13 protein-coding genes are annotated in these 14,803 nt (G+C 72.1%); 7 read left to right on the forward strand and 6 right to left on the reverse strand.

Annotated features, from left to right (window positions below; genetic code table 11):
- Nucleotide 1: 1 nt before the first annotated feature.
- From BLU27_RS01670 to BLU27_RS01680, 3 genes are all read right to left on the reverse strand, one after another.
- Nucleotides 2-1,285 carry an ArsB/NhaD family transporter gene (locus tag BLU27_RS01670; protein ID WP_092649903.1) on the reverse strand — a complete coding sequence of 428 codons (1,284 nt, stop codon included), beginning with the start codon at nt 1,283-1,285 and terminating at the stop codon, nt 2-4.
- Nucleotides 1,282-1,728: a CBS domain-containing protein gene (locus tag BLU27_RS01675; RefSeq protein WP_092649905.1), complete on the reverse strand. Its 447-nt coding sequence runs from the start codon at nt 1,726-1,728 to the stop codon at nt 1,282-1,284. The genes BLU27_RS01670 and BLU27_RS01675 overlap by 4 nt, the downstream gene beginning before the upstream one ends.
- A 95-nt stretch (nt 1,729-1,823) precedes the next feature.
- Nucleotides 1,824-2,582, reverse strand: a complete 759-nt coding sequence (locus BLU27_RS01680; RefSeq protein ID WP_092649907.1) for a class I SAM-dependent methyltransferase — start codon at nt 2,580-2,582, stop codon at nt 1,824-1,826.
- A 49-nt stretch (nt 2,583-2,631) separates the two neighbouring features.
- Here BLU27_RS01680 and BLU27_RS01685 point away from each other — a divergent pair, with 49 nt between their 5' ends.
- Nucleotides 2,632-3,165, forward strand: a complete 534-nt coding sequence (locus BLU27_RS01685) for a CGNR zinc finger domain-containing protein (protein ID WP_197681634.1) — start codon at nt 2,632-2,634, stop codon at nt 3,163-3,165.
- 76 nt (nt 3,166-3,241) lie between these two features.
- Entirely contained in the window at nt 3,242-4,897 is a 1,656-nt protein-coding gene (locus BLU27_RS01690) for a DNA repair helicase XPB (RefSeq protein WP_092649909.1), read from the forward strand.
- 72 nt (nt 4,898-4,969) lie between these two features.
- Here BLU27_RS01690 and BLU27_RS01695 read toward each other — a convergent pair whose 3' ends face one another.
- Complete coding sequence (locus BLU27_RS01695) at nt 4,970-6,913, reverse strand: glycoside hydrolase domain-containing protein (protein ID WP_157728147.1); 1,944 nt, start codon at nt 6,911-6,913, stop codon at nt 4,970-4,972.
- Nucleotides 6,914-7,211: 298 nt separating this feature from the next.
- On the opposite strand from BLU27_RS01695, the gene BLU27_RS01700 reads away from it, so the two are divergent.
- The 4 genes from BLU27_RS01700 to BLU27_RS01715 all read left to right on the forward strand — a co-directional run bounded on the left by BLU27_RS01700 (nt 7,212) and on the right by BLU27_RS01715 (nt 13,208).
- Nucleotides 7,212-9,428, forward strand: a complete 2,217-nt coding sequence (locus BLU27_RS01700; RefSeq protein WP_157728148.1) for a HelD family protein — start codon at nt 7,212-7,214, stop codon at nt 9,426-9,428.
- Nucleotides 9,429-9,533: 105 nt separating this feature from the next.
- Nucleotides 9,534-10,226, forward strand: a complete 693-nt coding sequence (locus BLU27_RS01705; RefSeq protein ID WP_092649913.1) for an HD domain-containing protein — start codon at nt 9,534-9,536, stop codon at nt 10,224-10,226.
- 55 nt (nt 10,227-10,281) lie between these two features.
- Nucleotides 10,282-11,592, forward strand: coding sequence for a hypothetical protein (locus BLU27_RS01710; protein ID WP_092649915.1), 1,311 nt, complete (start codon nt 10,282-10,284; stop codon nt 11,590-11,592).
- Nucleotides 11,593-11,657: 65 nt separating this feature from the next.
- Complete coding sequence (locus BLU27_RS01715; RefSeq protein WP_092649917.1) at nt 11,658-13,208, forward strand: beta-N-acetylhexosaminidase; 1,551 nt, start codon at nt 11,658-11,660, stop codon at nt 13,206-13,208.
- Nucleotides 13,209-13,238: 30 nt separating this feature from the next.
- On the opposite strand, the gene BLU27_RS01720 is transcribed toward BLU27_RS01715, so the two are convergent.
- Nucleotides 13,239-13,502, reverse strand: a complete 264-nt coding sequence (locus tag BLU27_RS01720; protein ID WP_092649919.1) for a DUF4031 domain-containing protein — start codon at nt 13,500-13,502, stop codon at nt 13,239-13,241.
- On the reverse strand, nt 13,499-14,251 hold the full coding sequence (locus tag BLU27_RS01725) for a copper homeostasis protein CutC (RefSeq protein ID WP_092649921.1): 753 nt from the start codon (nt 14,249-14,251) through the stop codon (nt 13,499-13,501). Before BLU27_RS01725 ends, BLU27_RS01720 begins: the two co-directional genes overlap by 4 nt.
- Nucleotides 14,252-14,278: 27 nt before the next feature.
- On the opposite strand from BLU27_RS01725, the gene BLU27_RS01730 reads away from it, so the two are divergent.
- Entirely contained in the window at nt 14,279-14,620 is a 342-nt protein-coding gene (locus BLU27_RS01730; protein WP_092657020.1) for a hypothetical protein, read from the forward strand.
- Nucleotides 14,621-14,803: the final 183 nt, after the last annotated feature.

Raw genomic sequence — 14,803 nt, forward strand, 5'->3', positions numbered from 1 at the left:
CTCAGGTGTAGCGGAGCAGGAGGTACGGCAGTGCCAGCACCACCGAGATCGCGGCGACCAGCGCTCCGTACTTCGTGAACTCCCAGAAGCTGATCGGGAAGCCGTTGCGTTTGGCGATGCCGAGGGCGACGACGTTCGCGCTCGCGCCGACGGCGGTGGCGTTGCCGCCGAGGTCCGCACCCAGCGCGAGCGCCCACCACAGGCCGGTATGCCCGGCGAGCGGACCGTGCGGCCCGGTGAGCTCGGCGACCACCGGCGCCATGGTCGCCACGAACGGGATGTTGTCGACGATCGCCGACAGCAGTGCCGACCCGACCAGGAGTACGCCGATCGCCAACGCGGGCTTCCCCCCGGTGGCCTCCGCCATCCAGGTCGCGATGGTGTCGATCACGCCGACCTTCACCAGGGCGCCGACCATGACGAACAGGCCCATGAAGAAGACCAGCGTCTCCCACTCGACCTCCTCCAGGTAGGCGCCGGACGACAGTCCGCTGACCAGTACCAGCACCCCGGCACCGAGCAGCGCGACGATCGAGGGTTCGACGTGCAGGACGGGGTGGAGCACGAAGCCGAGGAGGACGCCCGCGAGCACAACGAGCGAGCGGCGCAGCAGGGGGACGTCGTTGATCGCCTCGCGTTCGGACAGCGACATCACCTCGGCCACGCGTTCGGGGTCGGCCTCGAAGGCGTGCCGGAACAGCCACCTGCACAAGCCGAGGAACACCACCAGCAGCACCACGATGAACGGCGCCAGGTTGGTGAGGAAGTCGTTGAACGTGAGGCCCGCGCGGCTGGCGATGATGATGTTCGGCGGGTCACCGACCAGCGTCGCCGTGCCGCCGATGTTGGCGGCGAGCACCTCGGCGACGAGGAAGGGTTCGGGACGAACGCCGATCCGCTGGCACACCAGAATGGTGACCGGCGCGATCAGCAGGACGGTCGTCACGTTGTCCAGCAGCGCCGAGGCCACCGCGGTCAGCAGGCACAGCAGCACCAGGACGCGGTAGGGCCGCCCCCGCGCGCGTTTGGCCGCCCAGATGGCGAGGAACTCGAAGACGCCGGTCTGGCGGAGCACCCCGACGATGATCATCATGCCGAGGAGCAGGAACACGACGTTCCAGTCGATGCCGCTCTCCGGCGAGTAGAAGACGTCGTGCGCGCCCACGATCCCGAGGGCGAGTACGACACCCGCCCCGCCGAGCGCGGCGGCCAGCCGGGGAACTCGTTCGGTGGCGATCAGGGTGTAGGCGACGACGAACGCAGCGACCGCGATCCACACGCTCATGTGGCGTGCAGGCAGAGCGACAGCAGCCTGGACGCGGTGACCACGCCCAGCACCCGGTCGTCGTCGACGATGGCGACCAGCGGGCAACGTAGCCGGGCCATCACCGCCGCGAGTTCCAGCACCGTGTCGTCTCCGTGAAGGACCGGGAGATCCTTCGTCCGCGGCGGCAGCAAATCTCCGACCCGGCGGCCGGCGAGCTCGTTGACGATCCGGTCGGCCGCCCGCTCGTCCAGGACGCGCGCCAGCGAGGGGTCTTCCTGGATGTACCCCGGAATGACGAACCGCACCACCTGCGAGGCGGGCAGTACCGCGATCGGGCGGCCGCCCTCGCCGGTCACCACCAGCCCGGGCAGCCGGTGCTCGCCCATCAGCCGGGCGGCCTCCACGGCGTCGGCGCCGACGTCGACCGACGGATAGTCCTCGACCAGATCACGGGCCAGCATGCCCCGCACGCTATCCGGTCCGCGGCACCCTGGTCACCGGCGTCGCTCGTACGGCCGGTCGGTGCTCCCGGCAGCGGTCGCGCCGACGGTCCCGTTCAGCGGACGGCGGCGAAGGCCGCGTCGGTCAGCCCGCGCCAGACCAGCCCGACCTCGGCGAACCCCGCGGCACGCAGGTAGTCCAGATGGGTGGTGTACGGCGGCGAGGACTCCGCGCTGCCGTGCGAGCCGGCGAAGATCGTGTCGCGTTCGGCCACCGCGTCGGCGAGTTCGGGAGCCGACCGCGCGGCGTCCCACCACTCCGACCACGACGGCGCGGACTTCTCGGCATACAGGCTCGCCCGGCGGGCGTCCCGCCATCGGCCCAGCCGGCCGGTCAGCTCCGGCAGGCCCGGGTCGGGCATGTGGTCGGCGTTGCAGAACACCCCGCCCGGCACGAGTAGTCCGGCCACCTCGGCGTACAGCGCGCGCTGGCGTTCGGGGGTCAGCCAGTGCAGCGCGGTGGCGGTGAGCACCGCGTCGAAGCCGCCACCTTCGGCGCCGGGGGCGGTGGCAGGCACCGCGTCGGTGACAGCGTTGGTGACCGCCCGCACCCAGTCCGGCGTGCCGAGGTCGGCGCGCACGATCCGCACCCGCTGGTCTCCGGCGTGGGTGCCCGCGGCGATCCGGAGCAGCGCGGGGTCGAGGTCGACCGCGACGCTGGTGGCGCCGGGCAGCCGGGCCAGCAGCCGGCCGGTGATCGAGGCGGTGCCGCAGGCCAGGTCGAGTACCCGCGGCTTCTGGCCGCGAGCCGCCTCCACGACGTCGAGCAGCGCCGTGAACCGTTCCTCGCATTTCAGGACTGGAGTAATAGTCATCCATGGCTGATGTCGGTTACACCCTAGAGGTGGGGAGTAAGGTGCACAAGTGGACTTTCTCCGTTACGCCGAGCGGGCGGCGACCATGGTCAACGCACCGCTGGAGGACGAGGACGACCTGCGGGCCCTGCTCGCCGACCGGCCCTGGCTGGCCGAACGCGTCAGCGCCGCCGACGTCCGCACGCTGCGCCGGCTGCGTCGCGACCTCCGGCCGGTGTTCGCCGAGGACCCGGAGGCCGGTGACGGCGCGGACCGGGTGGTCGAGCGGCTGAACGACCTCCTCGCCCGCCACCCGGTGTCGCCGTTCATCTCCGGTCACGGCGGACAGGGCCTGCACCTGCACGTCGCCGAACGCCGGTCCTCGGTCGCCGAAACCCTCGCAGCGGAAGGGCTGATGGGGCTGGCGATCGTGGTCTGCGACCTGGGCCCGGACCGGCTGGGCGAGTGCCAGGCGGACCGGTGCGGCCAGGTGTTTGTCGACACCTCGCCCAACCGTTCCCGCCGCTACTGCTCCGACCGGTGCTCCTCGCGGGCCAACGTCGCGGCGTTCCGGGCCCGCCGCCGGGCGGCGACTGCTCCATGATCCCCGGCGGAACACCGCGGACTTGCCCACGGTTGGACACTGGAGTGAAACCCCCGACGCCCCACCCGGAGACCTCGTGAACGACGGACCGTTGATCGTCCAGTCCGACAAGACCCTGCTGCTGGAGGTGGGGCATCCCGCGGCGGACGAGGCGCGCAAGGCGATCGCACCGTTCGCCGAGCTCGAACGCGCTCCCGAGCACGTCCACACCTACCGCCTCACCCCGCTCGGCCTGTGGAACGCCCGCGCCGCCGGGCACGACGCCGAGCAGGTCGTCGACACGCTGCTACGGTTCAGCCGGTACGCCGTACCCCACGCACTCCTGGTGGACATCGCCGACACCATGGCCCGCTACGGCCGGCTGCGGCTGGACAACCACCCCTCGCACGGCCTGGTCCTGGTCACCACCGACCGCCCGGTGCTGGAGGAGGTGCTGCGCAGCGCGAAGCTGAAGCCGATGCTCGGTGCGCGCATCGACCCCGACACGGTGGCAGTGCACCCCTCCGAACGCGGCCACGTCAAGCAGGCCTTGCTCAAGCTCGGCTGGCCGGCCGAGGACACCGCGGGCTACGTGGACGGCGAGGCACACCAGATCGACCTGGTCGAGGACGGCTGGTCGCTGCGGCCCTACCAACAGCAGGCCGCGGACGCCTTCTGGCACGGGGGTTCCGGCGTCGTCGTACTCCCCTGTGGCGCCGGCAAGACGCTGGTCGGCGCGGCCGCGATGGCGCACGCGAAGGCGACCACGCTGATCCTGGTCACCAACACCGTGTCCGCACGGCAGTGGAAGGACGAGCTGATCCGCCGCACGTCCCTGACCGAGGACGAGATCGGTGAGTACTCCGGTGCCCGCAAGGAGATCCGGCCGGTCACCATTGCCACGTACCAGGTGATGACGTCGCGGCGTAAGGGCGCCTACACCCACCTGGAGCTGTTCGGCGCGCGCGACTGGGGCCTGGTGCTCTACGACGAGGTGCACCTGCTGCCGGCGCCGATCTTCCGGATGACCGCCGACCTGCAGGCCCGGCGCAGGCTGGGGTTGACAGCGACGCTCGTACGCGAGGACGGCCGGGAGGGCGACGTGTTCTCCCTGATCGGGCCGAAGCGCTACGACGCGCCCTGGAAGGACATCGAGTCCCAGGGCTGGATCGCGCCGGCCGACTGTGTGGAGGTCCGGGTCACCCTCACCGACAGCGAGCGCATCACCTACGCCACTGCCGACGTCGACGAGCGCTACCGCCTCGCGTGCACGACCGACACCAAGGCCCGGGTGGTCTGCAGGCTGGCCGAGCAGCATCGCGGCGAACCCACGCTGGTGATCGGACAGTACATCGACCAGCTCGACGAGCTCGCCGCCCGCCTGGACGCACCGATCATCAAGGGTGAGACGACCGTCCGCGAACGCCAGCGGCTGTTCGAGGCTTTCCGCAGTGGGGAGATCGACCTGTTGGTGGTGTCCAAGGTCGCGAACTTCTCCATCGACCTGCCCGAGGCGGCCGTGGCCATCCAGGTCTCGGGCACCTTCGGGTCCCGGCAGGAGGAGGCACAGCGGCTCGGCCGGCTGCTGCGACCCAAGCACGACGGGCGGGCCGCGCGCTTCTACGCCGTGGTGTCCAGGGACACCGTCGACCAGGACTTCGCCGCGCACCGTCAACGCTTCCTTGCCGAGCAGGGGTACGCCTACCGCATTGTCGACGCCGACGACGTGCTCTCCGGCGAGATGCCTGGCTGACCCGAACCGAACAGGGGCCGCCCGGCACGTTCGCCGGGCGGCCCCTGTCAGTCCTCGGGCTCGGATCAGCCCTCAGCTGCAACGCGGAATCGTGGCGGTGTACCCGGGCCGGCCGGTCGCGGTGGTGTACCAGTCGGAGATCCAGCCGCCGTTGTCCAGCTTGTCCCACACCCCGCTCCTGCCGACCTTCGTTCCCGAGGTCTGGCACAGGACGTGCGCCATCCCGCCGTAGAGGATCTGGCCGGTCCGGGGGTGGTTCGTCCCGGGGCCGGACCGCACCCGCAGCGCGTCGGTCCACACCATGTACGAGTACCGGCACTTCGGGATGGGGCTGGAGTAGCCGCGGTTGTTCGGCGTACTCACGTACAGGTCGCTGACGTAGGTGCCGTCGGCGAGGCGGTCCCACACGTTGGTCGCGCCGACCTGGCTTCCCGCGGTCTGGCAGATCACGCCGACGTTCGTACCCGACCGGCGGCTGCCGACGGCGGGATAGGCCGCACCGGGTCCCTTGCGCGTCACCAGGTCGCCGCTGGAGATCACCTCGTGCACGAACTTCGCCGACCCCTGCAACGAGTCGACCCGGTCGCTGTCGATCTCGATCCGCCGGCCGCCCCAGCTCTCGGTGTGCGGGCCGCGATACTGCTTGATCCGCTGGTGCATCGACCACTTCGAGTCGGCGACGTACGGCTCACCCCACACGCTGGCCCTGCCGTCCCAGCGCGCGGTCCAGATGACGTCCGGCCGGGCGAAGGTGTTGGAGACGTAGGCGTTGGACAGGTCACGGATCCCCGACGAGGCGCTGGAGTAGACGCCGGACAGGAACCCGCTGTCGTGCAGCCGCTTGGTCCAGCCGTTGAGGAACGCGAGGACGATCCGGCGGCAGGCGGCGTCGCGGGTGTCGTACCCCTCCATGTCGTTGTAGATCGTGCTGCCCGGGAAGAGCCCGAACCGCTTCGCGTCCCCGATCGCGTCCTCCGCCGCGTCCACACCCTGCTGACCGGGGTTGGTGGACCTGATCGGGCCGAGGTCACCCTGCCGCGCGCACGGCGCCTGCCGGCCGACGTAGATCGGGGTGAGATGCCAGCCCATCCCGGCGACCGTGCGTACCCAGCCGGCGCTCAGGTTGCCGTCCGGGCAGGCCCGATTGACGCCGCCGATGTAGATGCCGACGCTGCGGTACGACGAGGCCAGCCACGCCCGCATGGTCGTCGCGGATGGAGCGGCGCAGGTGTCGAACCCCAGACCCCGGAAGCGTGTCGCGGTCGAGCCGGCCGGCATCGAGGGCGGGTCGCTCAGGCCGGCCTTCGCGCCGGAACGTACCGACAGCCTCGAACCGCCCGAGCGCTTCGGACCGTCGTAGCGCGCGTCGGCGAGGATCGCCTCGACCAGCGCCGGCCGGTCGGCGTACGCCGCGGTGGCGACCAGCCCGGTGCCGGTCAGGTCGAAGTGCGCCTCCTGGTCCGCGCTGCTGCCGGCGGCGACCTGCGCCGCCGCGCCGGGAACGAGCCTGCGAACCGCGGCGCCGCCACCCAGCCGGGCCGGGGCCTTCGCCGACGCGGCCGGCCGGACCGGTTGGATCGGCTGGATCAGCATCGCCTCGGTGCGGCCCACCGCACGGGCGGGGCAGCGCTGGTCTGCACCGGGCGTACCCAGGTAGAGCGCGGCCCGGTCGAAGCGCACGCAGGTACGCGGGTCGCGGTCGAGGTCGTGGACGGCCCAGCCGGCGGGCACCGTGAGCCTGAGCCCGCGGTACTCGACGGTCCGGGTCGCGCCGTTCGTCAGTGCTGCGACCCGGGCGGCGCTGGCACGGGCGGGCTGGACACCTTCGGACGCGGGGGTGGTCGCGCCGACCGCGGCGTTCGCCACGGTGGCGGACGTGGTCACGGCACTCGTCCCCGCGACCATCCCGGCGAGGGCGAGAGCGAGAACGATCCGGCTGCGGGCGGCCCTCCGACCGCCGGTCGCCGGGAGGAAACGCCGCACACCGGACAGGTATGGGTGGTCAGGTCTGATCACGATCCGCCTTCCCGTAGGAGTCCCCCCGGCGAAAACAGCTGACTGTGACACGTGGTGCAGGACCTACACCGGACACTGAGAGCACCCGGAACCGCACTCACCGCGCACAGCTTCACATTCGACAAGACGGCCACAGCCCGCATGTACGAACCACACGCGTGTAGTTCCAGGTTCGTCCGAGGTCGGCCAGGCGCCCCGTGCACGGCGTCACCAACCGGCCGACCGGCGTCCACAAACCGGTCGATCCGGCGGCGTCCGCGTGTTAACGTGCCTGGCCGTTTTCACGGGAGGACGCCCCATGCCCACGCACGAAACCCTCGGGCCGCCCGATACCAGCCGCGCGGATCCCCTCGACTTCACCGATCACGCCGGCTCCACCGATCCCGCCGCGACCACCGATCCGCTCACTGCCGAACAGGCCCACCTCGCCGCGTCCCGGGACGCCCTGCGCCGCATGCGGGAACGCACCGAGTCGCTGGAGGCCGAGGGCGGCAACGCCGTGTCCACCGAGTACCTCAAGGCCACGCTCTACCGCCGGGCCCGCTCCCTCGCCGACGACCCGAGCACGCCGTTGTTCTTCGGCCGGCTCGACTACGCACCCGGCGCCGGCCCCACCGAGGACCTCCCCGGCGCCCGCGGCCGCACCCATTCCGCACACCGCGGCGAGCGCTTCTACATCGGGCGCCGGCACGTCACCGACGCCGAGGGCGACCCGATGGTGGTCGACTGGCGCGCCGGAGTGTCCCGCCCCTTCTACCGCGCCACCAGGTCCGCGCCGATGGGCGTACAGCTGCGGCGGCGGTTCGGCTTCCACCACGCCGACCTGACGGCGTACGAGGACGAACACCTCACCGACCGGTCGGAGACCGACGCCGCCAGCTCGATCCTGGAGACCGAGATCGAGCGGCCCCGCGTGGGGCCGATGCGCGACATCGTGGCCACCATCCAGCCCGAGCAGGACGACATCGTCCGCGCCGACCTGGCCGGCACGGTGTGCGTCCAGGGCGCACCTGGTACGGGCAAGACCGCCGTCGGTCTGCACCGCGCGGCGTTCCTGCTCTACGCCCACCGCGACCAGCTCCGCCGCCAGGGGGTCCTCGTCGTCGGGCCGAACGACTCCTTCCTCCGCTACATCGGGGACGTGCTGCCCGCCCTCGGCGAGATCGAGGCCCGGCAGAGCACACTGCCCGAACTCGTCGGCCGGGTGCGGATCCGGGCGGAGGACCCCGCCGACGTCGCCACGCTCAAGGGCGACGCCCGGCTGGCGGAGGTGCTGCGCCGCGCCGTCTGGAGCCATCTGCGCGCCCCCGCCGAGGGCCTGGTGGTGCCGAGGGGTGCCCGACGGTTCCGCGTTCCGGCGTACGAGGTCAGCGAGATCCTCGGAGGTATCCGTGACCGCGGCGTCCGCTACGGCGCCGGGGGGACGATCCTGCCGCAGCGCCTCGCGCATGCCGTCCTGCTGCGGATGGAGGCCGACGGCGACTCACCCGACGACCGCGTACAGAACTCCGTCGCCCGCAGCCGGCCGGTCCGGGCGTACGCCGACCAGGTGTGGCCGGCGATCGACCCGGTGCGGCTGGTCTTCCGGCTGCTGTCCGAACCCGCGTTCCTCGCCGAGCACGCCGACGGGCTGCTGGACGAGGACGAGCAGGCGCTGCTGGCCTGGGCCAGGCCGCCGCGTTCGGCCGGGTCGGCCCGCTGGTCGCTGGCCGACGCGGTGCTGATCGACGAGGTGGCCGACCTGCTCGAACGCACGCCGAGCCTGGGACACGTCGTCCTGGACGAGGCGCAGGATCTGTCGCCGATGCAGTTGCGGGCCGTGGGCCGGCGCTGCTCGACGGGTTCGGCCACCGTGCTGGGCGACCTGGCCCAGGCGACCACGCCGTGGGCGACCCGGGCCTGGGACGAGGCGCTCGCGCACCTCGGCAAGCCGGACGGCCACGTCGAGGAACTGACGAAGGGCTTCCGCGTACCCGCCGACGTGATCGCCTTCGCCGCCAGGCTGCTGCCCCACATCGCGCCGACGCTCACTCCCCCCTCGTCGGTCCGCCGGTCCCGGGGCGACCTGGAAGTTGTCGCCGCCGCCGATCCGGCCGCCGCGCTCGCGGCCACCGTGGACGGCGTTCGCGCCGCCCTCGACCGGCCGGGATCGGTGGGGCTGATCGTGGCCGACGCCCAGGTGGGCGCGCTGAGGGCCGCGCTGGACCGGGCCGGCGTGCCGTACGCCCAGCTGGGTGAGGAAGGCGACGTCGACGCCCGGTTGGACGTCGTACCCGCGTCCCTGGCGAAGGGCCTGGAGTTCGACCACGTGGTCCTCGCCGAACCGGCCCGGATCGTCGCCGGGGAACACGACGAGGTTACCGGTCTGCGCCGGCTGTACGTCTGCCTGACCCGCGCTGTGACCTCCCTGCGGGTCGTACACGCCGAACCCCTCCCCCGCCAGCTCACCCCGCTGGGGGAGGTACCCGCCGACGTGATCGGCGCGGCGGCGGACCGGAACCCGTTGATCGACTGATGATGAGAGCGTGTGGGCGGACCGGCTGTGGCGGGACGGGCTCGGCCGGGTGAGGATGGCGGCATGAGGACGGCGGAATGAGGACGGCGGCATGAGGACGGCCGGATGAGCCCCACCGTGGCCGACGAGGCGGACCTGCTGTGGCGCTGGACGGAGACGGTGACCCGCGCCGCCGGCGGTTCCCCCGCGGCGGACGAGGTGGTGGTGGCGGTGGGCCGGGATCTGCTCGCGCGGTACGCCGAGCCCACCCGCCGCTACCACGACCTGCGGCACCTGACGGAGGTACTGGACCGGATCGATCACCTGGCCGAGTTCGCCCGCCAGGCCGACGCGGTCCGGCTCGCCGGGTGGTTCCACGACGCGATCTACGACCCGCACCGCAGCGACAACGAGGAGGCGTCCGCGCAACTGGCGACGCGCGCGCTGGCCCGGTGCGGCGTGGACGGCGCGACCTCGGCGGAGGTGTCCCGGCTGGTCCTGCTCACCGCTGGCCACGCCCCGGCCGCCGACGACCCGAACGGCGCTGTGCTCTGCGACGCCGACCTGGCAGTCCTGTCCACCGCGCCGGAGCGTTACGCGGTGTACGTCTCCGACGTCCGCGCGGAGTACGCCCACGTGCCCGACGAGGCGTTCCGCGAGGGGCGGGCGGCGATCCTGTCCGACCTGGCCGCCCGCGACCGCCTATTCGGCACCGAGTACGGCCGGGCCTACTGGGAGAAGCGCGCCCGCCACAACCTCGCGGCCGAGCTCATCCTGCTGACCAGGCCGCAAGATCTGGCAGACCTGCCCGACGAGTGAGCCGTCGCCGCGCTCGACGGCATCGCCCGGCGACCCCGCGGGTAGGGGTGAGGCCATGTCCGCCCGCGCGCGCCGGCGACGCCTGACCAGCACCTTCACCACCGACACCCTCACCACCCTGGCCCTGCTGGCCGGCCTGCTCACCGCGTTCGTCGTCCTCGCCCGGATCGGGCTGGCCGACATCCCGGGTGCGCTGACCTTCGTGGGCCGGCTGACCGGCGGGCTGGCGGTGCTCGCCGCCGTCCTGGTCGGCGTGGCCACGCTCGCGGTGACCGACTACCGGGGCCGCAGACGGGTCGCCAACTCCGGCGCGGCGATGCTGGTCGGCGTCCTCACCGTGGCCCTGTCCGCGGTCATGCTGATCGCCGTCGGCGTGTCCAGCGGGGACTACGAACCCATGCCCGGCCGGTGGTTACTCGCCACCAACTTCTGGCTGTGGCTGGCGCTGCTGGCCTGGTCGGCGTGGGCGCTCGGCCTCCTGCACCGCGAGCACATCTGGGGCCAGATCCCCTATCCGCGCAGGTTCGCGCTGGGCGTGGCGCTGACCGCCGGGATCGCGGTCGTCAACTTCGCGTACTCCCAGATCTACCAGCCGTTCGCGCTGCCGGTCAGCGTGTCGGCCAGCGCGGAGTTCGGGGCGCCGCGGCTCGCCCCGGACCGCCGGACGGTCTTCGTCCCGCTCTCGGTCACGGTGCGGAACCGCGGGTCGGTCCCGGTGCACGTGCTCGGGACGGTGTACCAGGTCAGCGGCCGACTGGGCAGCTACACACCGGACGCCGGACGGCCCGACAGGCTGACCGAACTGCTCACCGGGCGATCCCAGCTGCTCCGGGACACGACGGTTCGCGGGTACGAACTGGTCGGCGCCGGCCAGCTCGACTCCCTTCGCCCGGGCGACCGGCTGGAGGCGGGCGCGGAGACGACGGAGGTGCGGCTGGTCCAGGTGCCGGTGCGCGCGGCGTACGACGCGCTGGTCGCCTCCAGCCAGGTCACCGTGCTGCGCGGGGACCGCGCCACGATCTACGGCAGCTATCCGGTGCGGCCCAGCGTACGGTCGACCGGCGCGCCCGCGTGGGTGGCCGAGCCGGGGGTGGCGTACCTGAAGTACCACGCCGCGATCAGCCAGGCCAGCCACCTGCTCGGGGTCACCCGAGAGCAGAAGTACGTCACGCTGTGGTGGGTGCTGGGCTCACCGCGTGGCCGCTCGCCGTGGCCATACCTCGCCGCCACCGTCGCCTCCGCGCACGAGGAGGACCTGGGCGGGATTCCGGCGTACGAGCAGAAGGTTTCCAGCAGCTACGGCCTGACCACGGCGACCAGCGGCACCGTCGAGGCGTCCCGGGCCGCGCTCACTCCCGCACCCTGACCGGCTGCTCGGAAGTGAGCTGAGCTGACTGTTCACAGTCAGGTTCGGGCATTAGGCTCCGAATCGTGATCCTTCCGAAGCCGCAGCAGTTCGAGCGCCTCGACGGCGCGTTCCATCTGACCAGCTCGGCCACGGTCCGCGCCGACGAAGCCTCCGCGCAGGCCGCGCGCGCCCTGCGCCGCGCACTGGCTCCCGCGACCGGGTTCGCGCTCGACGACGCGTCGGCGGACGCACCCGCCGCGGTCACCCTGCGCGTCGACGACAGCCTGGTCGGGCCGGAGGCCTACCGCCTCACGGTGACAACCGAGGGCGTGGAGATCGCGGGCAGCGATCCGTCCGGCGTCTTCTACGGCGTCCAGTCGCTGCGGCAGCTGCTGCCCGCGGAGATCTTCTCCGCCACCAAGGTGGAGCGGCAGTGGGAGATCCCGGCAGTCGCGGTCGTCGACCGGCCGCGGTTCGGCTGGCGCGGGACGATGCTCGACGTGGCCCGGCACTTCATGCCGAAGGAGTTCGTCCTCAAGCTGATCGACCTGCTCGCACTGCACAAGCTGAACGTCTTCCACTTCCACCTCACCGAGGACCAGGGCTGGCGCCTCGCGAGCGAGAAGTACCCACGCCTCACCGAGGTCGGTGCGTACCGTCCGGAGACCCTCGTCGGGCACGCCCACCGCCCGGAGAGCGAGTTCACCTTCGACGGCAAGCCGCACGGCGGCTACTACACCCAGGACGACATCCGGGAGATCGTGGCGTACGCGCAGGAGCGGTTCGTCACCGTCGTACCCGAGATCGACATGCCGGGGCACATGCTGGCCGCCATCGCCGCCTACCCCGAACTCGGCAACGGCCTGAAGCCGGCGAAGGTCTGGACCCGATGGGGCATCAGCGAGCAGGTGCTCAACGTCGAGGACTCCACCCTCGACTTCTGCCGCGACATCCTGGACGAGGTGATGAGCCTCTTCCCGAGTCCGCTCATCCACTGCGGTGGTGACGAGTGTCCGAAGGCCGAGTGGAAGGTCAGCCCGGCCGCGCAGGAACGCATGAGGTCGCTCGGCCTGGCCGACGAGAACGCCCTGCAGGCGTGGTTCACGGCGCAGATGGCGGCCCACCTCGCCGACAGGGGCCGGCGGTTCGTCGGCTGGGACGAGGTGCTCGAAGGTGGCGGCCCGGCCAACCTGCCCGAGGACGTCGTGGTCATGTCGTGGCGCAGCGAGGAGGGCGGCATCGAGGCGGCTCGCGGCGGGCTGGACGTGGTGATGGCGCCCTGCCAGACGGTCTACTTCGACTACTACCAGAGCGAGGACAAGGACGCCGAGCCGCTGGCCATCGGCGGCTTCGTCCCGCTGGAGAAGGTCTACGACTACCGGCCGATCCCCGGCGAACTGGACGCCGAGGCGTCCCGGCACGTGCTGGGCGCGCAGTGCCAGCTGTGGACGGAGTACGTCCCGACGCCCGAGCACGCGGAGTACATGCTGTTCCCGCGGGTGTGCGCGTTCGCCGAGGCGGTGTGGCGGGACGAGACCGGCGGCGTGGAGGAGTACACCACGTTCCTGGATCGGCTGCGCCCGCACCTCGCGCGGCTGGACACGCTCGGTGTCAACTACCGCAGGCTGGACTGAGTACGGCGGGGCGCCCGCGCGAGGCGGGCGCTACGTCCGGGGCTTGCGGCGGCGCAGGCCGGCGGCGGTGATCCGGGCCACGAGTTCCCGGCTCGTCACCGGCTCCGCGCCGGCCGCGAGCACCTCGGCGTACCTCGCCTCCGGTACGTCGTAGTGGTCGCGGTGGAAGCCGCTCTCGGGCAGTCCGCAGCGGCGGGCGAAGTCGTGCAGCTCCTCGAAGGACAGGTCGCTCACCAGATGCGACCAGACGGTGCCGCGCGCGGGCCAGGTCGGCGGGTCGAGGAGCAGCGTCACAGCTCCGGCACGCTCCCGCTCCCACTTCCGCTGGAGAGCATGTCCAGTGCGCGGGCCACCTCGTCGTCGACCAGGCTGCGCCAGACGCGGACGTACGACGCGTCGACGTACGCCTTCCAGGAACGGTCAGGCCGGACCGCCGTACCGACGTGGAACGCCCGGATCCCGGCCTGCGCCAGCCACGGCACGTGCTCGGCCCGCAGACCCCCACCGGCCATGATCCGGTCGGTGGCGAACGGGTCGGTCCTCGCCCGCCGGGTCAGATCGTCGAGGCCGGCCTCCACACCGCGCGGCGAACCCGCGGTGAGGACGTGGGTGAGCCCCGGCAGCCGGCGAAGGTCGCTCCAGGCCCGGTCGGGTTCGAGCGCGTGGTCGACCGCGCGGTGGAACGTCCATGGCCGGTCGGGGAACTCCTCGACCAGCGCACAGGTGGTCCCGTGGTCGATCTCCAGCGTGCCGGTGAGGAAGCCGAGGACGAAGCCGTCCGCGCCGGCCGAGAGGTACGACGAGGCCAGCCCGCGCAGCCGGGCCACCTCGGCACCGGTGGCGCCGAAGGTGTCGGACAGGCGGAGCATCACCCGGAGCGGGATGTTCGTACGGCGCCGGATCTCCTCCACCACCGACGGCTCCGGCGACAGGCCGTCGGCATCCATGTCGGTCACCAGCTCCACCCGGTCCGCGCCGCCGTCCTCCGCGGCCACGGCGTCGGCGACTCCGAGGGCGATGACCTCGAGCAAGGGACGCGTCATGGGACGAAGCCTGCCAGGATCGTGTCCGTGACGGACGACGACCCGCTCATCAACGCCCGGGCCCTGGTTTTCCACGACCTGCAGGCCTCCGGTCACGCCGACCCGCGAGGCGTGTCGATCCTGGAGGACGCGGTGGCCCAACGCCGGTGGTGGGTCGCGCAGTGGCCCGAGGGTGCGGAGTACGTCGCCGGCCAGGTCGCCCAGGACGTCCAGGACGCGCTGATGGACTCGGTGGGCCGCTGGCCCCGGTGCAAGGCCTGTGACGACGTGGAGCCGCACGAGCTGCGGATCGAACCCGAACTCGGACCCGACCCGCACTGGGTCTGCGACCGCGGCGGCATCGACGTCGCCCCGCTCGGGGAGCTCTGACCGAGCCAACCATCCCGAGCCCGCCGGCCGAGCCCGCGAACGGAACGCAGCGACCCGCTCACCCGGCTGACCCATCCCGGACGTACGCCTTGGCTACAGACGGTTGTAGACAATAATCGGACCGAGTCGAGGGCCCATCGGCGATCTCCGTCCCCACGTGTGAGCTTCCGCGTCCACGTACCG

Origin of the sequence: Actinopolymorpha singaporensis (assembly GCF_900104745.1) — a bacterium.
Lineage (GTDB): Bacteria > Actinomycetota > Actinomycetes > Propionibacteriales > Actinopolymorphaceae > Actinopolymorpha > Actinopolymorpha singaporensis.